At 65.8% G+C, this 24,800-nt stretch carries 11 protein-coding genes; 6 read left to right on the forward strand and 5 right to left on the reverse strand.

All coding sequences use genetic code 11. The features are described 5' to 3' along the window. The first annotated feature begins 96 nt into the window (after positions 1–96). The gene (locus Q0D45_RS01760; RefSeq protein ID WP_293387678.1) at positions 97–3,300 is read left to right on the forward strand and encodes a hypothetical protein; all 3,204 of its coding nucleotides are present in this window, start codon (positions 97–99) and stop codon (positions 3,298–3,300) included. 458 nt (positions 3,301–3,758) lie between these two features. On the opposite strand, the gene Q0D45_RS01765 is transcribed toward Q0D45_RS01760, so the two are convergent. Both Q0D45_RS01765 and Q0D45_RS01770 read right to left on the reverse strand, forming a co-directional pair. Then, the gene (locus tag Q0D45_RS01765; protein WP_293387680.1) at positions 3,759–9,203 is read right to left on the reverse strand and encodes a Calx-beta domain-containing protein; all 5,445 of its coding nucleotides are present in this window, start codon (positions 9,201–9,203) and stop codon (positions 3,759–3,761) included. A gap of 314 nt (positions 9,204–9,517) precedes the next feature. Continuing rightward, positions 9,518–10,366 (reverse strand): helix-turn-helix domain-containing protein, encoded by an 849-nt coding sequence (locus Q0D45_RS01770; protein ID WP_293387682.1) that lies wholly within the window; start codon positions 10,364–10,366, stop codon positions 9,518–9,520. A 118-nt stretch (positions 10,367–10,484) separates the two neighbouring features. Here Q0D45_RS01770 and Q0D45_RS01775 point away from each other — a divergent pair, with 118 nt between their 5' ends. Next, complete coding sequence (locus Q0D45_RS01775) at positions 10,485–10,799, forward strand: DUF2834 domain-containing protein (protein WP_293387684.1); 315 nt, start codon at positions 10,485–10,487, stop codon at positions 10,797–10,799. 25 nt (positions 10,800–10,824) lie between these two features. On the opposite strand, the gene Q0D45_RS01780 is transcribed toward Q0D45_RS01775, so the two are convergent. Then, positions 10,825–15,318 carry a Calx-beta domain-containing protein gene (locus tag Q0D45_RS01780; protein ID WP_293387686.1) on the reverse strand — a complete coding sequence of 1,498 codons (4,494 nt, stop codon included), beginning with the start codon at positions 15,316–15,318 and terminating at the stop codon, positions 10,825–10,827. A 431-nt stretch (positions 15,319–15,749) separates the two neighbouring features. Next, on the reverse strand, positions 15,750–17,144 hold the full coding sequence (locus Q0D45_RS01785; protein WP_293387688.1) for a DcaP family trimeric outer membrane transporter: 1,395 nt from the start codon (positions 17,142–17,144) through the stop codon (positions 15,750–15,752). A gap of 142 nt (positions 17,145–17,286) precedes the next feature. Here Q0D45_RS01785 and Q0D45_RS01790 point away from each other — a divergent pair, with 142 nt between their 5' ends. Further along, positions 17,287–18,012: a response regulator transcription factor gene (locus tag Q0D45_RS01790; RefSeq protein ID WP_293387690.1), complete on the forward strand. Its 726-nt coding sequence runs from the start codon at positions 17,287–17,289 to the stop codon at positions 18,010–18,012. On the opposite strand, the gene Q0D45_RS01795 is transcribed toward Q0D45_RS01790, so the two are convergent. After that, positions 18,009–21,521, reverse strand: a complete 3,513-nt coding sequence (locus Q0D45_RS01795) for a hybrid sensor histidine kinase/response regulator (protein WP_293387692.1) — start codon at positions 21,519–21,521, stop codon at positions 18,009–18,011. The genes Q0D45_RS01790 and Q0D45_RS01795 overlap by 4 nt on opposite strands. Positions 21,522–21,722: 201 nt before the next feature. Here Q0D45_RS01795 and Q0D45_RS01800 point away from each other — a divergent pair, with 201 nt between their 5' ends. From Q0D45_RS01800 to Q0D45_RS01810, 3 genes are all read left to right on the forward strand, one after another. Then, positions 21,723–22,079: a DUF485 domain-containing protein gene (locus Q0D45_RS01800; protein WP_293387694.1), complete on the forward strand. Its 357-nt coding sequence runs from the start codon at positions 21,723–21,725 to the stop codon at positions 22,077–22,079. 14 nt (positions 22,080–22,093) lie between these two features. Then, positions 22,094–23,743 (forward strand): cation acetate symporter, encoded by a 1,650-nt coding sequence (locus Q0D45_RS01805; RefSeq protein WP_366946309.1) that lies wholly within the window; start codon positions 22,094–22,096, stop codon positions 23,741–23,743. A gap of 198 nt (positions 23,744–23,941) precedes the next feature. Then, the coding region (locus tag Q0D45_RS01810) for an AMP-binding protein (protein WP_293387698.1) at positions 23,942–24,800 on the forward strand (859 nt) is incomplete at its 3' end.

The following is a 24,800-nucleotide window of genomic DNA, read 5'->3' on the forward strand; positions in this document are numbered from 1 at the left end:
GGGATGGTTGCAATGGGCAAGGGAATCATTGGACGCGAAGGGATTCGCGACCTTCGACGTGGACTGGGAAAGACCTGGGCAGGGGCAATCCTGGGCTTGCTGGCTTACGTCATTCCTCCACAACTGCAGGCTGCTGGCGAGAATTTCGTTGCCTTCGAATCCGGCCAGGTGCGTCCGCTGGTGCTGGCGCCAGACGGCAAGCGCCTGTTTGCGCTGAACACGCCGGACAACCGGGTTGAGATCTACACGGTCGACAACGATGGTCTGCGCTTGCAGTCGTCGGTTCCGGTAGGCCTGGAACCGGTCGCACTCGCGCTACGCGACGACAGCGAACTGTGGGTCGTCAACCACCTTTCGGATTCGATCAGCATCATCGATCTGGCCAGCGAGCCAGCACGCGTGATCCGCACGCTGTGGGTCGGCGATGAACCCCGAGACATCGTGTTCGCCGGCAGCCGCCGCGAGCGGGCTTTCATCACCACTGCGCATCGCGGCCAGAACAGCCCCTGGAACAATGCCGACAATCCCGGCCAGCTGACCACGCCCGGCATCGGCCGCGCCGATGTCTGGGTGTTCGACGCCGACAAGCTCGGCGCCAGACCCGGCGGTACCACGCTGTCGGTGCTGAGCCTGTTCACCGATACGCCACGTGCGCTGGCAGTCAGCGCCGATGGCCGCACCGTCTATGCCGCCGGTTTCTTCACCGGCAACCGGACCACCGTGGTTCCGGAAAGCAATGTCTGTCTCGGCGGCTCGACGGCGCGCGCCTGCACGGTCGATCGCCTGGGCGGCGCGCCGGGCGGCCTGCCGGCGCCCAATGTCGACGCCGCCGGCGTCCGCGGCCCGGAAACCGGCTTAATCGTGAAGTTCGACGGCAGCCGCTGGGTCGATCAGCTGGCCAGAGTCTGGGACGGCGTGATCCGCTTCCGGCTGCCCGATACCGACGTCTTCGCGATCGATGCCACGGCAACGCCGCCGCGACAGACGCGGACCTGGGCCGGCGTCGGCACCGTGCTGTTCAACATGGCGGTCAACCCGGTCAACGGCAAGATCTACGTCTCCAATTCCGAGGCCCGCAACGAAGTGCGGCTCGAAGGGCCGCGCGATCCCGGCTCGCCGGTCGCGACCGTCCAGGGGCGCCTGCATCAGTCGCGCATCACCGTGCTCGATGGCGCCTCGGTGCTGCCTCGCCATCTGAACAAGCACATCGACTACAACCAGCGCCCGGCGCCGGCCGGTGTTGCCGAGCGCAGCCTGGCGCAGCCGCTGGATATGGCGGTTTCCGATAACGGCCGGACGCTCTATGTCGCAGCCTATGGCTCCTCGAAGATCGGCGTGTTCGATACCGCCAGCCTCGAGGACAACAGCTTCGTGCCAAGTGCGGCCAGCCACATCGAAGTCGATGGCGGCGGCCCCTCCGGCCTGGCGCTGGACGAAGCCCGCAACCGGCTCTACGTGCTGACCCGTTTCGACAACAGCGTCAAGGTGATCAACCTCGGCAGCCGACAGGTCGTGCAAGAACAGGCGATGCCGAATCCCGAGCCGGCAGAGATCATCAACGGCCGGCGCTTCCTCTACGACGCCCGCTTCAGTTCCAGCAATGGCGAGGCGGCCTGCGGCAGCTGCCACATCTTTGGTGATCTCGATGCGCTGGCCTGGGATCTCGGCAATCCAACCGAAATCTCGACCAACAATCCGGGGCCGTTCAAGAACGTCTCCGCAGCCCCTCGTTTCCATCCGCTCAAGGGGCCGATGACCACCCAGTCGCTGCGTGGCATGGCCAATCACGGGCCGATGCACTGGCGTGGCGACCGCACCGGTGGCAACGAGGCGTCGAGCAGCCAGCCCGACTCCGGCTCCTTCAACGAGCGAGTTGCGTTCTCGAAGTTTTCCGGAGCTTTCGTCGGCCTGCTCGGCCGGGCGGCCGAGCCAACCAGCGCCGAGATGACGGCGTTCACCGATTTCATCCTGAAAGTCACCTACCCGCCGAACCCGATCCGCAATCTCGACAACTCGCTGACGCCGCGCCAGCAGGCCGGCCGCAACGTCTACTTCGGCGCCAAGAGCGATTCCGTAGGCAACTGCAATAGCTGCCACCGTCTGGACCCGGCAGCCGGCTTTTTCGGCACCGACGGGCAGAGTGCCAACGACGGCTTCCCGCAGCTTTTCAAGGTTGCGCAGCTACGCAATCTCTACGAAAAGGTTGGCAAGTTCGGCTCGGCGAGCCTGCTTGGCTTCAACACCAGCGATATCGGCCCGACCGGCGACCAGATCCGCGGTTACGGGTTTTTGCACAACGGCGGGCTGGACACATTGTTCCGGTTCTTCCATTTCCAGGTCTTCACTTTCCCTGGCGAATCGACGATGCGCGATGTCGAGCAATTCCTGTTCGCCTACGAATCGAATCTGAGCCCGGCGGTCGGCCAGCAGATCACCGCCACCAGCAGCAATCTCGGCGAGGCTGGCGCCCGCATCGATCTGCTCGAAGCACGTGCCGCCGCCGGTCAATGCGAAGTCTTCGTCAAGGGCGTGGTCAATGGCCGCGCCCGCGGTTACCAGCGGCTGAGCACCGGCAATTATCGCAGCGACATCGCCGGCGAGGCTCTCCTGACCGCCGGCGCGCTGCGCGGCCTGATTGTCACGCCGGGCGCCGATCTGACCTATTCCTGCGCCCCGGTCGGCAGTGGCCGGCGCATGGGCATCGACCGCGATTGCGACGATGTGCTCGACGGTGATGACCTCCGTGCGGCCAGTCCCGATCGCGGCGTCGGCTGCATCACGGGCTCGGCGCCACCGTCAGTGCCGGCACCCGATTTCACGCTGAGAGCCAATCCCAGCGTGATCACCGCAGGGAGTTTCACCACGCTGACCTGGACCGCGGCGAGCAATGCCAACAGTTGTGCCGCGGTGAACGGCTGGGTCAACAACCCGGGGACCGCGGGCAGCAGCCAGATCGTCACCCCGACGGCAACCACCACCTACACGCTCATTTGCACCGGCCCCGGCGGCAGTACTTCGCGTTCCGCGACGGTGACCGTGAATGCGAGCGCCCCTTCGACAACGGTCAGCGTCTCGGCCACTCCTTCGACGATCCCCCTCGGACAGTCGTCGACGCTGCGCTGGTCCTCGACCAACGCCAGCAACTGTGCCGTCAGCGGCGCCAGCAGCGGGCCGGCGCCGGTGTCCGGCAGCCTTGTGCTGCGGCCCATTCGGGCCGGGGTCTTCACCTACACGTTGACCTGCTCCGGAGTGAACGGCTCCGCCAGTCAGTCGGCGATGCTGAGAGTCAACGCAAGCTGATCCCCTTGCTGGCGCGGCGGCTGGTGCCTTTGAAGCGGCACAAGCCGCCGCCGCGCACGCCATCCCTAGGTGCCAATATCGCTGCGGGCGATCAGCGACTCGTCCTTGTGCTTCACCACGCCCGGCAGTTCAGCAACTCGTTCGTGGGATTCAGGGCGACTTTCGTTGCCGTCGGCGACTGGTGGCCAGCTAGCGTCATCGGCTCGGCACACTAGCGAGCTCTGTCAGCCGAATCGCTATCGCCAGGAATAACCGGCAGGGCGACAGCCCGACTTTGCCCGGCTTCACCACCGCCGTCGCGATGTTCACGAGCACCCGCTACGTCCGCTTGCCTCCGCTCGGACAGCGGTAGCAAGGCTGCCACTTTGCGATCCGTTCACGACTCAGTTGTCAGCGCCTGAAACGTGAAAAGCCGGGGTTTCCCCCGGCTTTTCATCAACGGCTCGCCGAACCCTGGGTTAAGGCTTGACCGAAGGCAGAATGCCGATGGAGGTCAGGAAATCGACTTCGATCGTCTGGGACTCAGCGTTGTTGGCAGGTTCCCTGTACCAATCATGACCAAGCCCCGGCTCATTCTGGAACCTGCAGTTTCGGCCGAAGCGAAGGATGTCCGAACACATCTTGACGTTCACCGTCTGGGCAAAGGTCGTGTCTTCATCGGCGTGGAAGATCATGGTCGGCGGCATCTTGTCATCCAGATGCCGGGCACCGCCGATGTCATTCGCGTAATCACCGAAGCGGGCACGCTGACCATCCGAAATCGCCGATTCCTCGGAGGTGTCGGTAACGCCAGAGCGCAATACCAAGGCACCTGGACGGAACAATGGCGTGCTCGCCGGATCCGAAGTCACCGGCGGATCGAGGATCGCCGCCCAGGTTGCCGCACCGCCACCGGAGCTGGTTCCGTGGACGACGATGCGGGTCGGATCGATGCCGAGCATTGCCGCGTTCTCCTGAACCCATTTGACCACCGCCCGCGCGTCGGTCGGAGCCACCCAGGCAAAGGTGCCGAAGCGATCGGTAACCCGGTAATCCGGCGCGATCGCAACCATGCCCTGGTTGTTCGACCAGTACTGGACGCGGCCGCCGACATTGCCCGCAGTACCGGTCAGGAAAGCACCACCGAAAAAGTCGATATAGGCCGAGCGCTTGTCGTTCGGACTCCAGCCCGCCGGGTTGAAGACGAATACCAGCAATGGCACCGGTGTGACTGCGCTATTGAAGGTGTAGGTGGTGGCGCCACTCATGACGGTCGGTGTGACCGCCACCGGATCTCTCGTCGTGGAGACCGAGAAGCTGGCACTCAGCGTACCGATGGTCAGCGTAGCGCCCTTGGTCGTTTCGAATGGCATCGCGGCCGTGAACTGCACCCGCACTCGATCACCGTTGTTGACCGTACCGGCAACCGCCGTGTAAGGCCCGTCGTTGACACTGTAGCGGCCGCCAACCACCGAAATCGCAGGTGGCGTCGAGAAGCCCGCAACCACGATCGGCTTGGACTGCTGGACCGTCCCCGGACGCACCTGGCCGGTGTTGAAGATCGTTTCGAAATTGAGCGCGAACGGCTTGGGCAAGGCGGGGTTGTCCAGCGTCTTGACGGTCCAGGAACTGTTGACGACGCCGATGTACAGGGTCGTCGACGCGGTCCTGGCATAGCGACTATCGGTGACCACCCGGATCCGCACGACGTCTTCGGCCCGAACCGTGCCCGTCACATTGGTGTAGGCGCCGCCGTTGATGTTGTAGGTGGCACCGGAGCCGACACGGACGGAAGTCGGGATATTGAAGCCGCGCACGATGATCGGCTCGCTGGTGATCGTGCTGTTGAGCGGCACGTCCAGACTAGCCGGAATTCTCGGCACATCGGGGAAATCGTCGGCCGGCGACTGGGTAGTGACCGTGTATGTCGACACCACAGTGCCGACCGTCACGCTGACCGTCGTCACGTCGCCATTGCTCGGTCCCGGGCTTGCTGCCAGCCGCACCACATCGCCGGCCACGACGACGCCCAGGTCGCTCGTGTAGCCGCCGCCGTTGATGCTGTAAGCACCGCCGGAAACCGTGATCGGCACCGGCGCGTCGATGCCGGTGACCGTGACCGGATTGCTGTTCACGCCGAGACGTGGATAGCCGGTCGCCAGGCTGTCAAAGATCATCACGTCCGGCACGGTATCACCGCCGGCGGTGACGGTGATGAACTTGGCGCTGATGCCACCAATGGTCAGGGTGACCAGCGAGGCGGCGCCCGGTTCGTCGCGCGCAACATCCATGACCCGCACCCGGCTGCCCGTCGACACGGTGCCCGGCGTGGTGACGAACGGACCGGAGTCGATGCTGTAGAAGCCGCCGTCAACCGAGATCGGAGCAGGCGCATTGATGCCGGTAACGACGACTTCGTTGCTGGTCCGCTCCCGCGGCCCGGCTAGCGGTACATTGAAGAGCGGCGTGAATACGAAAGGATCGGGCTTGGTGTCGATCAGCAACGTATCGACGGAGAACGTGGCGCTGACGCCGCCGATGGTCAGGACCGCGCTGGTCGTGGTGCCGAATGATGCAGACGCCGACAGCCTAACCGTGATGACATCCAGTGCGTTCACGGTGCCGGTGGCCGTCGTGTAGCTGCCGCCATTGACGTTGTACTGACCGCCGGTGATCGAGATCGTGCTTGGAATGTTGATGCCGCGCACTTCCAGCGGCCAGCTCACCTGGCTGCTGTTCAGCGGCACGCCATGAGTCACGCTGACCGGGAATTCGAACGGATCCGGCACCGCATCAGGGGCGTAGCTTTCGGTCGTGACGCTGTAGGTTGCCGACACGGTACCGACGGTCAGAACCGCATCCGTCCGGGTGCTGTAGCTCGCCGAAGCCGTTTGTTGGACCTCGACCGTCTGGCCGGACGAAACCGTGCCGGCAGCAGACGTATACGAGCCCTTATTGATGCGATAGCTGCCGCCGCTGACCGAGATCGGCGTAGCGGTGTTGATGCCGGTAACGGTGATCGCGTTGCTGGTCTGGATCGATCCAACCTCGACGCTGGTCGCTGCCGTGAAGCTGAACGCATCCGGCGTGGTATCGGCAACGAATGCTGCGGTGGTGACGCTGAATGAGCCGGGTACGCCACCGATAGTCAGCGTGGCGGTGGTGGTGGTTGAGTTCTGAGCGGAAGCAGTGACTCGCACCGACACCAGATCACCGTTGCGGACGACGCCGGAAGCGGCACCGAACGGCCCATTGTTGATGTTGTATTCGCCGCCGCTGACCATAATCGAGGTATCGGCATTGATGCCGCTCACCGTGATCGTGTTCGAGGTCTGGAGGCTGTTGACCGGCGCGTTGTTCACCGACGTGAAGCTGAACGGATCGGGGGTCGTGTCGTTGGCCACCGGAATCGTGGTCACCGAGAACGTGCCCTGAACGCCGCCGATGGTCAGCGTCGCCGAGGTCGTCGTCGAATTGGTGAACGCGGCCAGCACCTGAACGGTGATCGTGTCACCGACATTCGCGAAGCCGGACGCGCTGGTGTAGCCCTGACCATTCAGGCTGTACATGCCGCCGGAGATCGAGATGGCGGCAGGTGCATTGATGCCGGTGACGGAGATGCTGTTGCTGGTCTGGGTGGATCCTGGCGCGGCGTTGGTGACCGGCGTGAAGCTGAAGGCATCCGGTGTGGTGTCGACGGCCGTGGCGACGGTGGTCACCGTGTAGCCGGCGCTGATACCGCCGACCGTCACCGTCACCGTGGTGCTAGTGCCGTTGGTGGCTGAGGCCGTCTGCCGCACTTTGAGCGTCTGGCCAGCGCTGATCGTGCCCGGCTGGTCGGTGTAGACGCCGTCGTTGATGCTGTAGCTGCCGCCGGCGGTGATCGACACCGGGCTGGCGCTGTTGATGCCGCTGATGGTCACCGCGTTGCTGGTCTGGATCGAGCTCAGCGGCGCATCGGTGACGGGCGTGAAGCTGAAGGCATCCGGGGTGGTGTCCGCGGCCTGGGTGGTGACGGCATAAGCAGCGCTGACGCCGCCGATGCTCAGCATCGCCGTGGTCGTGGTGCCATAGCTGGCCGAGGCGGTCTGCCGCACGGTGACGCTCTGGCCGACGGTGACCGTGCCGGCCAGGGTCGTGTAGGCGCCGCCGTTGATGTTGTAGCTGCCACCGGTGACGCTGATCGGGCTGGCGGCGTTGATGCCGGCAACGGTGATCGCGTTGCTGGTCTGCACGCTGTTCGGGGCGACGTCGGTCACCGGCGTGAAGCTGAACGGATCCGGGGTGGTGTCGCTGGCGGCATCGTCGTTGACGATGGTGCCCGTCGCCTGGGCGCGGCCGATCACGGCGCCGCCGGTCGGAGCGGTGAGATTGACGAAGAAGGTTTCGTCCGGTTCGACGACGGTGTCGCCGCGAATGCTGATGCTGGCGCTCTTGCTGGTTTCGCCCGGCGCAAACGTCAGGGTCAGGGCACCCCCGGTGTAGTCGCTGCCGCTGGTCGCGGTACCGTTGGCGGTGGTGGCGCGGACGGTGACGGGGGTCGTGGCGGCCGGGCTCAGGGTGGCGGTGAAGGTGAGGGCCTTGGTACCGCTGTTGCCTTCGGTGGTCGAGGCGTCGCTGATGCTCAGGGTCGGACCGGCGAGGTCGTCGCTGACGATGGTGCCCACGCCTTGCGGGTCGGCCAGGCTGGCGCCGACCGGGTTGCTCAGGTTGACGAGGACGGTTTCGCTGGGCTCGACGACGGTGTCACCGAGCACCGCAACGGTGATCGTCTGGCTGGTGGTGCCGGCCGGGAAGCTCAAGCTGCCGCTGCCGGCGGTGTAGTCGCTGCCCGCCTGGGCGGTGCCGTCAGCGGTGGCGTAGTCGACCGTGACCAGCGTCGGGGCGGCACCGTTCAGGCTGACCGTGAACACCATGTTGGTGATGCCGCTATTGCCTTCGGCGATCGAGACGTCGTCGATCGACAAAGCAGGCAGCTGGGTGGTGACGTTGAACGGGGCGCTGACGCCGCCGATGGTCAGGGTGGCCGTGGTGGTGGTGGCCAGACTGGTCGACGCGGTCTGCTGGATGCGGACGGTCTGGCCGGCCAGCACGGTGCCGGCGGCGGTCGTGTAGTCGCCGCTGTTGAGGCTGTAGCTACCGCCGACGATCGAGATCGGGCTGCCGGTGTTGATGCCGCTGACGGTGATCGCTTCGCTGGTCTGCACGCTGCCGGCGGCCACACCGGTCAGGGCACCGAAGCTGAAGGCGTCCGGTGTCGTGTCGGCAGCCAGTGTCGTCACGGCATACGGGGCGCTGACGCCGCCGATGGTGACCGTTGCCGTGGTCGTGGTGCCGAAGCTCGCCGAGGCGGTCTGCTGCACGGTCACCGTCTGGCCCACCGTCACCGTGCCCGCTGCCGTCGTGTACGCCCCGCCGTTGAGGCTGTAGCTGCCACCCGCCACGCTGATCGGGCTCGCCGCATTGATCCCGCTCACCGTGATCGCGTTGCTCGTCTGCACGCTGCTCAGCCCAACGCCATTCGCCGCCGTGAAGCTGAACGCGTCCGGTGTCGTGTCCGTCACAACACCGTCGTCGTTGAGGATCGTCCCCACCGCCTGTGCACGGCCAATCACCGCCCCACCCGTCGGACTCGACAGATTCACGTAAAACACTTCGTCAGCCTCCGAAACCGTGTCCCCGCGAATGCTGACAGCGCCAACCTTCGACGTCTGACCCGCCGTGAAAGTCACCGTCTGGCTGCCGCCGTTGTAGTCAGAACCGGTGATTGCCGTACCGTCTGCCGTCGTTGCCCGGACCGTCACGGTGCCTGTTGCAGCCGGCGACAAAGTGATCGTGAAATTCAGATTCTTGGTGCCGCTGTTGCCTTCGGTGATCGAGGCGTCGCTGATGCTCAAGGTCGGCGTGGTTTGAGCGACCGCCATTGACGGCCCACTCAGACCGGCGATCAGCAGGCAGGTCATCAACGTCCGAACTGCTGCAGTGGCGATCGAACCATGGAACGGGCGCGACGTTGCGCAGCCCAAAAGCGAAACTTTGGCGATGACTCGATTCACGAAGTGAAGCTCCTGCAGGACATGAGGCGCTGATTGCCCCACTACGAACGCGATGGTAAAGGACAGGTGAAATTGCAGGATCGGAATAGGCAATCTTGTCGCAAATACAAGAAAGCGCGATCGATTCAGCCGAAATCGGACAATAAGCTGCGCCTAAAGACCATTGCTTGATGTGCTGTCGATCACTTAGGAACCAGTTTCCGCAGCAGTCGTTCGCTCTCGGCATCTGCCGGATAGAGCGTTTCCACCCGCAGATCTTCAGCGGTCAGGTCGCGCGGCATGTCGAAGCGAGACAGCATCGCGAACAGACGCAGATCTTGGCCGGCGATGTGGAAATGAGTCGCCAATACCGGCGATAGCCGCGCTGAAATATCGACGTTGCGCGCGGCAGTGGCGATGCCGGGATAGGCCATCACGACCTCGCGCAACCACGCCGACGGTGGATGATCGAGCGCTTCCTGAGATAGCCGCGACAGCAGCGCAGCAACCACTTCATCGGCGTTGACGACATGCGGCAGCAGACCTTCCGGGTGCAGGCTCATCTGGACCATGTTGCGTGATCCGGTGCCGCAGACTTTCTGCCACAGCGCATCGGGGCTGGCGTGGCCGCCGACCATACTGACCATCGCGATCATCCGTTCGGTCGCCTCGTTGGTCATCACCAGATTCCAGGCGCGGTCGATGACCATCGCCGGGAACGGCTCGTGGTGGCGCAGCATCCGGGCCAGCGCTTCGCGCACCGGCGTCATGTCCGGCGCTTCGATCGCACGCTGCGGGTAGATCGGCGCGAAGCCGGCCGCGATCAGCCAGTGATTGCGGTCGGCCAGACCCAGGTCCAACGCTTCGGCGAGGCGCAACAGCATCGCCCGGCTCGGCTGCGATCGGCCGGATTCGAGAAAGCTCAGATGCCGCTGCGACAAGCCGGCCGACAGCGCCAGATCAAGCTGGCTGCGGCGACGGGTATTGCGCGTGCGGCGCAGCGTGTCGCCGAAACGGGACGAGGCAGCGGACGTCGGATGGATCGCGTTCATGGCAGCGATTGTGGCGATGCGCCCACCTCAAAGCGATGACCTGCGAGGTAATTGCAGCGCTGCAGCCAGACGCGGATTCTGCGCTCGCCGTCCAAACCCACTCGTCCGGAGATTCGCCATGAACCTGCCCCGCCCCATCCTGTTCGCCATCCTGCTGCCGTTCTCGATCCTGTCCGCCTACGCCTTGAAGGAAGTCGGCTACCTCGGCATCTTCACCGCCCATTTCCATCCCGCCGGCCTGCAGGTGCTGACCGATCTGGTCATCGCCCTGACCCTGGTCATGGTCTGGATGGTTGGCGATGCCCGCGCCCGCGGCGTCACCGTCTGGCCGTACATCGTTGCGACTCTGGCGCTCGGCTCGTTCGGCCCGCTGGCTTATCTGCTGGTACGTGGCAGCGCAAGCAACGCCTTGCCGGTGAAAAGCTGGGCCTGATCTATGCCAGGAGGCGGTCCGGCCACTAAGGCCGGATCGCCGGCAACACGCCAACCTTGGTCAGGAACGCGGCGACATGGTCATCGTTGTCGCGCGTGGCGTTCGGCACCTCGCTGTAGCTGTGCGTGGCGCCGGCAACGTTGTGGAACTCGCAGACGTTCTGTCCCGCCAGCAAACGGTTGCAGAGCGAGATCGAGGTCGCTTCCGCCACCGTGACATCGCCGTCGCCGTGGTGAACGATGGTCGGCGGCATGCGCGCATCGAGTTGCAGCTGCGGAGACAGCGCCTCGGCATTGCTGCCGAAGCGATCCGGCCGGTAGCCGAACGGCTCTGTCGTATCGGAAACCGGGCTGGTCAGCGATACCGCCGCCGGCTGCATCAACGGCGCAGTCGCGGGATCGGAACCGACCGGCGTCTCGACGATCGCCTCCCACAAGGCGAGATGCCCGCCAGCCGATGAGCCGCTGACGACGATTCGAGTCGGATCGACGCCCAGTTCCGCTGCATGGTCCTGAACCCAGCGCAGCGCCGCCCGGCCGTCGGATACCGATTCCAGCGGCGTGGTGCCGAAGCGCTGGTTGGTGCGGTAATCCATCGCGATGCCGACCATGCCCTGGCCTCGGGCCCAGATCATCCGGTTGCTGTTCGGCTCGCCGCTGACCCAGCCGCCACCGAAGAAATGGATGAAGGCCGGGCGTCGGTCCGAGGAGCGCCAAGTCGTGGGCTTGTACACAAAGGCCCTTAATGGCACTGCCGGAAGACCGGTGTTGCTGTAGATGAAAGTCTCGGCACCGTTGAGCGCCGCCGGCGTGTTCTTGACCGCATCCGACGTGGTCGTGGCGTTCATCGACGTACTGGTGTTGCCGACCTTGATCGTCGCGCTGGTGGTGGTGTCGAACGCCGACGACAGGACCAAGTTCACGGTCAGCTTGTCGCCGTTCGCGGCGGTACCCGCGGCTGCTGTGTAAGGCCGGCCATTGAGGCTGTAGGTACCGCCGGTGATCGAGATCGGAACCGGCGCCTGGATATTGCTCAAGGTCACCGTGTCGCTGGTCGCGACCGTGCCCGGCAGCGAGTAGGTCAGCGAGATCGGATTGCCGGGCGACAGCGCCCGCTTCAGCTTGAACGGCGTGGGATGAATCGAGGGGCTGGGCTTGGTGGTGACCGTGAAGCTGCCGTTGACGCCGCCTATGGTCAGCGTCGCCGAGGCACTGGCGCCAGGATTGCCGGACGCCGTCACCTGCATCCTGACCACGTCTCCGGCGAGCACCGTCCGCGTCGTCGTCGTGAATGCGCCGCCATTGATGCTGTAGCTGCCGCCGGAAACGGAAATCGCCGTGGCTCGGCTGTTGCCGATCACCGAAATCTCGGCACTGGTCTGCTCGCTGCGCGGCTCCACGTCCGTCAGCGAAACGAATCCAAACGGATCGGGAATGATGTCGGACGGGGCGTCGGCACTGAGGCGGTAGGCGCTGCTGATGCGGCCGACGGTGAGCGTCACCGTCGCGCTGTTGCCGACGGTGGCTGGTGCGATCACCTGAACCGCCAGCCGGTCGCCGTTGTTGACGGTGCCGGCAGCGTCCGTGAACGGCGCGCCATTGCGGCTGTAAGTGCCACCGGTGACCGAGACCGGCGCCGCCGCATTGATGCCGCTGATCACCACCGTATCGCTGTTCTGCGCCAGGGCCGGGAAGCCGGTGGCAGGGCCGCTCAGCGTGAACGAATCCGGCGTCGTATCGAGATTGCCGGTCGAGACGCTGAAGTCGGCGCTGATGCCGCCGATGGTCAGGCGAGCGGTGTTGACGGCGCCATTGACCGTTGGCGCCACGACTCGCAGCTGCACCCGATCGCCGCTGAGCACAGCACCCGGATCGGTGGTGTAGCGCCCACCGTTGATGCTGTAGCGCCCCCCCGTGATCGAGACCGGCGCCGCGGCATTGATGCCGCTGACGGTGATCGTGTTGCTGGTCTGCTCGCTGCCAGGGGCGGCGCCCGAGATCGCGGCGAAACTGAACGGATCCGGTGTCGTATCCACGCCCTGGGTGGTCACTGCATAACTGCCGCTGACGCCGCCGATGGTCAGCGTCGCCGTGGTTGTGGTCGCTGCGCTGCTTGACGCCGTCTGCCGCAGGCGCAGGCTCTGGCCGGAAACGACGCTGCCGTTGCTGGTCGTGAACGGCCCGCCGTCGATGCTGTAGCTGCCGCCGACCACCGAAACCGGGCTGGCGGCGTTGATGCCGGCCACGGTGATGGCGGCGCTGGTCTGCACGCTGCCGGGTGCCGCGTCCCTGGTTGGCGCGAAGCTGAAGCTGTCCGGCACCGGGTCGACGGCGGCACCGCCGTCGTCATTGACGACGGTGATCAGCGCCTGGCCACGGCCCAGCAAGGCACCGCCGCCCGGGCTGCTCAGGTTGATGAAAAAGGTCTCGTCAGCTTCGACGGCGGTATCGCCACGGACAACGATGCCGAGGTTCTTGCTGGTTTCCCCGGCCGCGAAGCTCAAGGTCTGCGAAACGCTGTTGTAGTCCGATCCGCTGACCGCCGCGCCGTTGGCACTGGTCACCTTGACCGTCACCTTCTTGCTCGCTGCCGGGCTCAGCGTCACCGGAACCACCAGCGTCGTGGTGCCGGTATTGCCTTCGACGATCGAGGCATCGGCGATCGACAGCGTCGGGCCGAGCGTAGTCACCCGATAGTCGGCGCTGACGCCACCGATGGTCAGGGTTGCCGTGGTCGTGCGGTTGCCGCTGGTCGCGGCCGTCTGCCGCAACCGCACGGTCTGGCCGGCGGTGACGGTCTGCTTGCTGGTCGTATAGCTGCCGTTGTTGATGCTGAAGCTGCCGCCGGCCACGGAGATCGGGCTGGCGGCATTGATGCCGGAGACGGTGATCGCTTCGCTGGTCTGCACGCTGCCGGGTTCGGCCCCGGTCACAGCCGGGAAACTGAAGCTGTCCGGCGTGGTGTCGATCGCCGCGCCATCATCATTGACGATGGTGCCGGTCGCCCGACCTCGGCCGATCGTGGCGCCGCCGTTGGCGCTGCCGAGATCGACGAAGAAGGTTTCGTCGGGTTCGGCCACGGTATCGCCGCGAATCTTGAAGGACACCACTTTCGAGGTTTCGCCCGGCGAGAAGCTCAGGCTGGGGCCGCCGCCGTCATAGTCCGAACCGCTCTTCGCCGTGCCGTTGGCGGTCTCGGCACGAACCGTCACCCGCGAGCTGGCCGCCGGGCTGAGCGTCACCGTGAAGATCAGGGTCTTGGTGCCGCTGTTGCCTTCGGTGATCGAGGCATCGGCGATGCTGAATGTCGGTGTCGCTACCGCCTCAGTCTGGGCCGGAGTCTTGCCGGTCGCAGCATCGGCGGCGACGTCGTGACTGGAGCTGGGCTCAGCGGTGACGACGCTGAACACTGCAAGCTGGCCATCGATATCGAGGTAACTGCGAGCAAGCCGCGCAGCCGCCACCGTCCGCAAGCGCACCGCATCGCCAGGCTGGACCCTGCCGCTCTGCGCCGTAAAAGCCTGGCCGTTGATGCTGTAGCTACCGTTGGTCACGGCGATAGTCGATGGCCCGACCAGCTTGCCGAGGGTGACTGCGCGCGAGGTCTGAGTACTGCCAGCCTTGGCGCTAATGACACTGCCGAAATCGTAGGCTGCCCGGCTGATCGTGCAACCCGAGGGCAGCCGGCCCGATGCGCGGTCTTCCGCCGGCCAGCTCAGGCTGTCGTAAGGACACAGATATTCGATCTCGGTGACCACCGTCTTCCAGCCGCTCTCCGGTTGCAGCAGCACGATCGAACTGCGGTTGGTCGCGGACAGCCGATCGCTGCGGACATTGAGCAGCGCAGCTTCGGTCGACAACGGATCGCGGATCACCAGCAGGCCGCGGCCGCGGCCGTCATCGGCGGCGAACCAGCGACCGTTCCAGTCGCTCTGTTCGCAGTCGTAGCTGCAGGTCCGGGCATCGACTGGATTGACGGCGGTGTTCGCCGCGTTCGGCACCAGCACGGTACGGTAGACGTTCAGCGGCAGCGCCGGCACATAGGCGCGCAGGCCGCGGCCGCTGAACATCGGCGTGGCGCCGGTGAACTGGAAGCTGCGCATGATCCGCAGCATGTCGCCCTTGCCAGTAACGCCGGGGAAAGTGCGGTAATCGGTCTGCGCAGTGACATCCGAACTGCCCGGACAACCCGCTGTCGAGCCGATCGAGCGCAGGCTGCTGCCGCTGGTATCGCTCACTGTGGCAATGGCGCCTGGCCCTATCGCCAGCGGTGCCGTACCTTCCGGCTCGCCGTAGGCCTGACCGAAAAACAGCCGGGCATCACCGCAGGCGCGGCCACTGTTGGCGACGAAGTCGGCGATCGTTACGCCGGTGCTGTCGACCCACTGCAGCCGGTCCAGACGATCGGCGTTGCCGGCCGGCAGTCCGCCCGATGAATCGCCGAATTCGGCTTCGAGATTCGATCCCGACAGCAGGTGGCCGTTACCGGCTTCGGCGTCCGAAACCAGCCCGCCAGCCATCAGAACGACTACACAAGCGGTAGGCACCCGCCATCTGGCGACCAGTCGCCCCCTCGCCTTTCGGCTTGTCGCTGCCATCGATACCACTCCCTAACCCGCCCCTTCGAGCATTGCGGCGTCTTGCGCGCCGCGATTGCCTTGAAGTCCCCCGAATCCGAACTGCTCGGTGCCCCATGCCGGCGACTCCGTACCGGCTCCCCGCAGCGCCGCCGTGGCAGCACTGCTTGTAGTTAGGGAAGAGTCGCCTGTTTCAGGAACATAAACATTCCCGATGGGCAACAATCGCCCGCCGATTCTGTTGGCCGTATCACTGCAAGCTGGAATGCGGCGGCACAGACCGGCCGCGGGCGAATCGGAAACAAGGGAATGCCACCGTGATGCCAGGGTTCAGGGGGCTGGCTTGCTGGCAGCGATAAGCCAGGTGCAAAGCCTCAGAAGTTGTACCGCGCCGAAAACTGCAGGCGGCTCAGGTCGCCAGACAGATTGCCGACAGTGTCACGCCGCGCGTAACGGTATTCGGCGCCGAAGGTGATCTTCGGGATCGGCGAATACAGCAGGTTGGCGGTGACGCTGCGGACGTTGCGGGAAACGCCGGGGCCGAAGATCGAGCCTTCGTCGATCTGCCCGGTGTTGGCGTGCAGGGCGGACAGCGCCAGGTTCGAGCGCCATTGTTCGTTCCAGGGGTGACGCCAGGCGACGAAGCCGTTGTAGACCTCGACGGTGCGCAACTTGCCGCTGGCGTCGACCACGGCATCGCCGACCGTGTTCAGCGCCAGGTAGCGGCCGAAGCCGTCGCCGCCGCTGAAGGTGAAACGCAGATCGTCGTGGCCCCAGAGCGGAATCTTGCCGGCGAAGCTCAGGCCGTAGCCGACCGAGGTGTCGTTGCCACCGACCACGGTGCCGCGATCGGCGATCTGGCGGACCACGCCGGACAAGGTGTAGTCGCCCCAGGCCGCCGTCTTCAGCGTGTAGCGCCAGACCAGGTCCGGCACCGTGTTGTCGTCGGTCACCGTGAAGGCATTGCCGCCGAGGGTGGCGACTGTCGATTCGCTGTTTTCGAGCGCGATGGCCAGCGGGCCATAGGTGTAACGGATCATCGGCTGACGCGAGAACACCGTGCCTTCGGATGGCCAGTTGACCAGATCGACGATGTCCGGCAGCGCCACCATGTTCTGCAAGGTGGACCAGTCCTGGCCGATGCGGAAGTTGTCGAAATCCAGATAGCCGAGGCGGAACGCCGGGTTGTACGGATTGGTCACCGCTTCGTTCGGCGCCCCGGCGATGCCCTGGCCGAGCTGGCCGCTGATGAAATCGAACTCGGCATTGATTGCCACCTTGTGGCCGTACATCAGGCCCGAGCCGCGCAGGTACAGCCGGGTTTCCTTGGCGTGCAGATCGGTATAGGTGCGGGCGTTCTCGGCGCCGGTCGCGGCTACCGGAATCGAGTTCGGGATGTAGGCATCGCGGCCCAGGCTCTGCGCCACCGCGCCATCGCTGTAGCGGGAAGTGATGAAGTCGCTCTTGATGTAGCCGCCCCAGGCCAGCTTGAAGTCGCCGCCATTGGTGACGGCGGCCGGCGCTGGTACTGGTGCTGCCGCAGCAACGACTGGCGCAACAGCTGCGACGGCTGCCGGCGCGGCGACCTCGGCCGCAGGCTGCGCCGCCTTGGCGGAGAGCTGCTGTTCCAGCGCCTCGATGCGCCGCTTCAGATCCTGGATCACTGCGGCGGTGTCTTCATCCACCGGGGCGGCGAACACAGGCAGCGTCGCCATGCCGAATCCGGCGGCGCACAGGGCGGCGGCAAAGCGGCTGCGGGCAGGCATCATCTCCTCACTCCTCGTCATCGTTCGTTGCCCGGACAGGTGATCCGGGAGCGGCATCGAAGGCCGCAGACGCAGAGTGGCGATCAGAGGAAGGCGCGACCATTCACCTTAGGTCGTATCGCGACCAAGGTCGTAGGGTGTTGCAATGCCCGTACTGAATGCGCTGCCCGAGGCCGCCATGTATCGCTTGCTCATCGCTGATGACCATCCGCTGTTCCGCGCCGCGCTGACCGCCGCCGTGGCCGATGCCGTGCCCGAAGCGATCGTCGAAGCCACCGCGTCGCTGATCGAACTGCTGGCCAAGCTCGATGCCCAGCCGGATTGCGATCTGGTGCTGCTCGATCTGCGGATGCCCGGCAGCAGCGGCTTTTCCTCGCTGATCCAGCTGCGCGGCCTGCGCCCGGACCTGCCGGTGGCGATCGTCTCCGGCGAGGAAAACCCGCTGGTGATCCGCCGCGCGATCGATTTCGGCGCCTGCGGCTACATCCCGAAATCGGCGTCGCTGGCCGTCATCGGTGTAGCCGTGCGGGCGATGCTCGATGGCAACGAATGGCTGCCGGAAGGCCTGGCCGATGGCGTCGATCAGGATGCCGCCGAACAGGCGCTGACCCGGCAGATCGCCACGCTGACGCCGCAGCAGTTCAAGGTGCTGATGGCACTCGCCGATGGCCGCCTGAACAAGCAGATCGGCTACGAGCTGAGCATCACCGAAGCGACCGTGAAGGCCCATGTCACCGCCGTGCTGCGCAAGCTCGGCTTGTATCGGCGCACCCAGGCGGCGCTGCTGGCAAGACGCCTGCTCGATGCCAGCGCCGGCAGCCTGACGCCGCCGATGGACGAGCTTCAGTCCGACGTTGCCGACGAAGACTAAGCGTCGCCGTCCGCTTCGATGACATCCGCACTCTGAATGCGGATCATCCGACTCATCAAGGCCCTGAGCGCCGCAGGCTTCACCGGCTTCGGCAGCCGCGCATGGCCGGCGGCGCTGGCGGCGTTGCGCGCCGCTTCGGTGGGATCGGCGGTCAGCACGATCGCCGGCACGGCAACACCCCAGCGCCGGCGCAGCTCGGCCATCACCGCGATGCCGCTGGCGCCTTCGCCGAGATGGAAATCGATCAGCGCCAGATCGGGCACTTCCGCACCCGGCCCGAAGCAGGCGTAAGCCTCGCTGGCATTGCGGGCGACGATCACCCGACAGCCCCAGCGCGTCAGCAGCGCACCGAGCGCATCGAGCGTCGACTCCTCGTTGTCGAGACAGAACACCAGCCGGCCATGCAGGCGATCGGTCGAACGGGTCACCGGTGCCGGTCGCAGCGGCGCGATCGAACTGCGATCACCGAACGGCACCACGATCGAGAAGCAGCTGCCGCGGCCGACCGTCGACCGCAGCCTCAGCCGGTGGTGCAGCAGCTTCGAAAGACGATCGGCGATCGACAGCCCGAGCCCCAGGCCCTGATCGAAATCCTGGCCGGCTTCGAGCCGGCGAAACTCCTCGAAGATTTCCGGCTGGCGCCCGGCCGGAATGCCCGGCCCGGTATCCCAGACGCCGATCTCGATGCCGCCGGGCAAGCGCCGGCAGCCGAGCAGCACGCAGCCGCTGCGGGTGTAGCGCACGGCGTTGGACAGGAAGTTCTGCAGGATGCGGCGCAGCAGCGAAGGATCGGTCTCGACGATCGCCGACGAGGCCACGTAGCGAAACTCCAGACCACGCGCCTGGGCCAACGCCGAGAACTCGTTGGCCAGCGGCGCCAGCACCCGATCGACCGGGAAATGCTCGCGGCGCACCGGCTGGGCGGCGGCATCGAGCCGGGAAATATCGAGCAACGCGCCGATCAGGTTCTCGGCCGCATGCAGCGAGCTTTCCACCTGGCCGACGATGCGTGCGGTCTCGGCCGGCACCGCATCGCGGTCGATCGACGTCACGAACAAGCGCGCGGCGTTCAGCGGCTGGACCAGATCGTGGGTGACGGTGGCCAGAAAGCGGGACTTCGCCCGGTTGGCGCGCTCGGCCACGCCGCGCGCTTCCTCGAGCGCGGCGGTGCGTTCCGAGACTCGCTCCTCCAATTGCTCGTTGACCACTTCCAGCGCCTGCTGCGCCTGCTTGTAGGCGGTGACATCCGAATAGCTGGTGACATAGCCGCCGCCGGACATCGGGCTGCCGCGCACTTCGATGACCCGGCCATCCGGCATCAGGCGCTCATGGCTGTTCGGGGTGCCGGCGCGCAGGTGAGCCAGTCGCCGCTCGACCTGGGACTCGACATCGCCAGGCCCGAGCAGACCCCTCTCGGCGTTGTAGCGGAACACCTCGGCGATCGGCCGGCCGACCCGGATCAGGTCGTCCGGGTAGTCGAGCATTTCCAGATAGCGGCGGTTCCAGCCGACCAGGCAGAGATCCTTGTCGACCACCGACACGCCCTGCGACAGATGCTCCAGCGAAGCGCGCAGCAGTTCGCGGTTGAACTGGATCTCGTGCGCGGTTTCGTCGAGCAGGCTGATCACGTCTTCCAGCTGCATGTCGCGGCCGCCGAGTGCCGAGCCGAGCACCAGCCGTGCGCTCGACGCGCCGAGCGCACCGGACAGCAGATGCTCGATGTGGCGCGCCTGCTCGGACGACACCCGGTCGTCCGGCTTCGGCTCCGGCCGACCGAGCCGGCGGGCGTGCAGTTCCAGTTCGCTGCGCGCGCGTTCGGCCCCGAAGAAGCGTTCCAGCAGTGCCACGAGATCGCCGACCGTAGCGGCGATCTTGGTTGCAGGTGCGCGCGCCGCGCGTCCGGCGGACGGTTCTTCGAGGAACCGCCCGGCCTGCAGGCGTTCGCGCAGACCGGGCTTGAACAGCAGCGGCGTCAGCAGATAGGCCAGCGTGTTGCCGCCGAGACTCCATAGCGTGCCGTGGGTGATGTCGTCGAGCCCGGTCAGCCCGAACAGCGCCTGCGGCCGCAGCCAGCCGATGCCGAGCGGGCCGTCGCTCAACAGGCTGCTGTCGCCACCGGCCAGCAGCGCCGGCAGCAGCAAGGTGTACAGCCACAGACCGAAACCGATGCTCAAGCCGGCCAGCGCACCGGCGTGACTGCCGCCGCGCCAGAGCACGCCGCCGACGATCGCCGGCGCAAACTGGGCCACAGCGGCGAATGACAAGAGGCCGATCGCGGTCAGCGAGCCGGGCCCGCTGTAGATCCGGTAATACAGGTAGGCGGCGGCAATGATCGCGACGATCGCCGCGCGGCGGATGTTCTTCAGCAGGCCGCTCAAGTCACTGCGTTCGGCGAGCCGGAAGCGCCGCGAACGCAGCAGCACCGGTAGCACCAGCTCGTTGGAAATCATCGTCGACAGCGCGATGGTTTCGACGATGACCATGCTGGTGGCCGCCGAGAAGCCGCCGAGATAGGCGATCAGCGCCAGCCAGCCCTGCCCCTCGGACAAGGGCAGCGCCAGCATGTAGGTATCGCCCGAAGCATCGGCCGACAGACGATCGAGCCCGGCGCTGGCGATCGGCAGCACGAACACGCTGATCGCCAGCAGGAACAGCGGAAACACCCAGCGCGCGCGTTTGAGATCGCGGGTGTCGGCGTTCTCCACCACCGTGACGTGGAACTGCCGCGGAAGACACAGCACCGCTGCCGCCGCGAGCAGGGTCTGGGCGACGAAGCCGGCCTGCCAGCGGCCATCGCGCTCGTGCGCCTGAGTGCCGAGGCGGGTCAGCGCGTGGCTCCAGGCATCACCGAAGCCGTCGTACAGGTGGTAGCAGACGAACAGGCCGACGGCGAGAAAGGCCAGCAGCTTGACCGTCGACTCGAAGGCGATGGCCAGCACCATGCCGTGATGGTTTTCGCTGGCAACCACCTGGCGCGTGCCGAACAGGATCGCGAACGCGCCCAGCAGCACGGCGACGAACAGCGCGCCGTTGTCGAACAGATGGTCATCGGCACCGACTTCGCCCTGCGAGTGCGCCAGCAGCTCGAAACCGAAAGCCACCGCTTTCAGCTGCAGCGCGATGTACGGCACCACGCCAAGCACCGCGACGGCGGTGACGAACATCGCCAGCCGCTGGTTGCGGCCGTAGCGGGCGCCGATGAAGTCGGCAATGGACGTGATGTTGTAGCGCTTGCTGATCCGGATCAGCCGCTCCAGCAGGCCGCCGGCAAACAGGAACACCAGCATCGGCCCGAGATAGATCGGCAGGAAATCCCAGCCGCTGGTCGCGGCCCGGCCGACCGCGCCGTAGAACGTCCAGGAGGTGGCGTAGACGCCAAGGGCGAGGCTGTAGGTCCAGGGCTTGCGCGAGGAGCCGGCCACTGCCCGACGATCACCGTGCGCCGCAATCGCGAACAGCACCGCGACATAGATCGCCGAGATCAGGAATAGCGACCAGACCTCGAGCATCCCGGCGTCCCCTGCCGGACGGCGGCCGGCTGCTGAGGCTCAGCATAGATCACGAGGCGATCTCCGCCGTCGGGCCTGAGACCAAAGTCGCAGACCCGGGCCACCCCGCTTAGACCAACGTCGCATGGAGTGCGGACCCCATCGCCGATAGGCTCAGCCATCAGCATCGCCGTACCCATGACGCAGGTGTTAGGAGCATCCATGACAACAAAACAGCATTCCGGCGACGGCAGCACGGCGTCGACCGAGGTCCACGTGGCGCCGGAGATCCTGCGCATCCTTGAAAGTCCGGCGTTCACCGAGCTGCGCGCACGCCGCGGCCGCTACTCGGCGATCCTGACCACGCTGATGCTGCTGATCTACTACGGCTTCATCCTGGCGATCGCCTTTGCCCCGCAATGGCTGGCGATCCGCATCGACGGCGTCATCACGCTGGGCATTCCGCTGGGGCTGGGCGTCATCCTGTCGGCGATCGTGCTGACCGGCATCTACGTGCGCCGCGCCAACGGCGAGTTCGATGCACTGACGGTCAAGGCTGTCCGGAGCGCCCAGGGATGAATCCGATGAACCGCATGATTCTCAAGACGCTGACCGCCACGGCCCTGCTCGCACCGCTCGCCAGCTTCGCCGCCGCCCTCGAAGGCCAGGCGGAGAAGCAGCCGCTGAACCTCACCGCCATCCTGATGTTCGTCGCCTTCGTGGCGCTGACGCTGGGCATCACCTACTGGGCGAGCCGGCGCACCCAGTCGCGCGCTGATTTCTACACCGCAGGCGGCGGCATCACCGGCTTCCAGAACGGGCTCGCCATCGCTGGCGACTACATGAGCGCGGCTTCGTTCCTCGGCATTTCGGCGCTGGTGTTCGGCTCCGGCTTCGATGGCCTGATCTATTCGATCGGCTTCCTGGTCGGCTGGCCGGTGATCATGTTCCTGATCGCCGAGCGGCTGCGCAATCTCGGCAAGTTCACCTTCGCCGATGTCGCCAGCTACCGGCTGGACCAGACCTCGATCCGCATCCTCGCCGCCGCCGGCACCTTGACCACGGTGGCGTTCTATCTGATCGCGCAGATGGTCGGCGCCGGTCAGTTGATCAAGCTGCTGTTCGGGCTGGACTACAACATCGCGGTGGTGCTGGTCGGCGTGCTGATGATCGTCTACGTCACCTTCGGCGGCATGCTGGCGACCACCTGGGTGCAGATCATCAAGGCGATGCTGCTGCTCGGTGGCGCCAGCTTCATGGCCTTCATGGTCATGCGCCACGTCGGCTTCTCGGTGGAAGCGCTGTTCGAGCAGGCGATCGCCGTGCACAAGGACGGTCAGGCGATCATGGCGCCGGGCAAGCTGGTCAAGGACCCGGTATCGGCGATCTCGCTCGGCCTGGCGCTGATGTTCGGCACCGCCGGCCTGCCGCACATCCTGATGCGCTTCTTCACCGTGAAGAACGCCGCCGAAGCCCGCAAGAGCGTGTTCTACGCGACCGGCTTCATCGGCTACTTCTACATCCTGACCTTCATCATCGGCTTCGGCGCCATCGTGCTGGTCGGCACCGACACCTTCTATCTCGATGACAAGGGCCTGCGCGGCGGCACCAACATGGCGGCGATCCACCTCGCTCATGCGGTGGGCGGCGATGTCTTCCTCGGCTTCATCTCGGCAGTCGCCTTCGCCACCATCCTCGCGGTCGTCGCCGGCCTGACGCTCTCCGGGGCCACGGCGGTCTCGCATGACCTGTACGCCCATGTGCTGCGCAAGGGCAAGGTCAACGACAAGGATGAAATCCGCGTCTCGAAGTTCGCCACCATCGGCCTCGGCATTCTGGCGATCGTCCTCGGCGTCGTCTTCGAAAAGCAGAACGTCGCCTTCATGGTCGGCCTGGCTTTCGCGATCGCGGCCAGCGCCAACTTCCCGATCCTGCTGCTGTCGATCGTCTGGCGCGGGCTCACCACCCGTGGTGCACTGCTCGGCGGCGGGCTGGGCCTTGTGTCAGCCGTGACACTGACCGTCCTCGGCCCGGCCGTCTGGGTGAAGGTGCTCGGCCATGCCACGCCGATCTTCCCTTACGACGCACCGGCGCTGTTTTCGATGACCCTGGCCTTCCTCGGCTGCTGGTTCGGTTCGGTGACCGATCGCAGCGCGAGGGCCAAGATCGAGTCGGCACGCTATATCGAGCAGCTGGTTCGGGCCGAAACCGGCTACGGCGCCACCGGCGCGTCGAATCACTGAGGGGTCATTGATGGAGCTGCCGACAATCCACTGAATCGGGTAGCCCGTCAGGAAGCTGGCGGGCTTACTGTATCGGGCGCGATGTTTGCTTTAGCGCGGCACCGGCGCAAACCGCTGCGCCGCGGCTGGCACACTCCGGCCCGAGGAGACGCTCCGCCACGGAGCCCGACGACAACACTCGAACAACGAGGATCAACAATGAGCAGTGACAACTTCCAATCCGTGCTGACCGAGACCCGGGTGTTCCCGCCCTCGGCCGAGTTCGCCGCCGCCGCCCGTGTCAACGCCGCGAAGATGGCCGAGCTGCGCGCCGCCGCGGCTGCCGATTTCACCGGCTTCTGGGGCGCTTACGCCAGGAGCGAGCTGAGCTGGGCCACGCCGTTCAGGACCGTGCTCGATGACAGCGCCGCACCCAACTACCGCTGGTTCCACGATGGCACCCTGAACGCCTCGTACAACTGCCTGGACCGCCATCTGGCGACCAAGGGCGACAAGATCGCCATCCGCTACGAAGGCGAGAAGGGCGACACCCGCAACTACAGCTACCGGGAACTGCACGCCGAAGTCTGCAAGCTGGCCAATGCGATCAAGGCCCGTGGCATCGTCAAGGGCGATCGCGTGGTGCTGTATCTGCCGCACTCGCCGGAAGCGGTGATCGCGATGCAGGCCTGCGCCCGCATCGGCGCCATCCACTCGGTGGTGTTCGGCGGCTTCTCGGCGACTGCGCTGCGTGATCGCATCGAAGACACCGGCGCCAAGCTGGTCATCACCGCCGACGGCAACCAGCGCGGCGGCAACATCGTCGATCTGAAGAAGGCCTGCGATGAAGCGCTGGCGCTCGGCTGCCCAACCGTGCAAGGCGTGATCGTCGCCAAGCGCACCGGCCACGCGATCACCATGAAGGACGGTCGCGACGCCTGGTGGCATGAAGCCACGGCGAAAGTTGCCGCGGATTGCGAGCCGGTGAACGTCGACGCCGAACACCCGCTGTTCCTGCTCTACACATCCGGCTCCACCGGCAAGCCCAAGGGCATCCAGCATTGCACCGGCGGCTATC

It is taken from the genome of Nevskia sp. (assembly GCF_023266035.1).
Classification (GTDB): Bacteria; Pseudomonadota; Gammaproteobacteria; order Nevskiales; family Nevskiaceae; genus Nevskia.

Bases quoted from the DNA above. Each gene is read 5' to 3' on its own strand.
- Q0D45_RS01775 (WP_293387684.1), top strand. From the start codon at position 10,485: ATGAACCTGCCCCGCCCCATCCTGTTCGCCATCCTGCTGCCGTTCTCG.
- Q0D45_RS01800 (WP_293387694.1), top strand. From the start codon at position 21,723: ATGACAACAAAACAGCATTCCGGCGACGGCAGCACGGCGTCGACCGAG.
- Q0D45_RS01770 (WP_293387682.1), bottom strand. From the start codon at position 10,366: ATGAACGCGATCCATCCGACGTCCGCTGCCTCGTCCCGTTTCGGCGAC.
- Q0D45_RS01790 (WP_293387690.1), top strand. From the start codon at position 17,287: ATGCCCGTACTGAATGCGCTGCCCGAGGCCGCCATGTATCGCTTGCTC.
- Q0D45_RS01765 (WP_293387680.1), bottom strand. From the start codon at position 9,203: ATGGCGGTCGCTCAAACCACGCCGACCTTGAGCATCAGCGACGCCTCG.
- Q0D45_RS01805 (WP_366946309.1), top strand. From the start codon at position 22,094: ATGATTCTCAAGACGCTGACCGCCACGGCCCTGCTCGCACCGCTCGCC.
- Q0D45_RS01780 (WP_293387686.1), bottom strand. From the start codon at position 15,318: ATGGCTGGCGGGCTGGTTTCGGACGCCGAAGCCGGTAACGGCCACCTG.
- Q0D45_RS01785 (WP_293387688.1), bottom strand. From the start codon at position 17,144: ATGATGCCTGCCCGCAGCCGCTTTGCCGCCGCCCTGTGCGCCGCCGGA.
- Q0D45_RS01795 (WP_293387692.1), bottom strand. From the start codon at position 21,521: ATGCTCGAGGTCTGGTCGCTATTCCTGATCTCGGCGATCTATGTCGCG.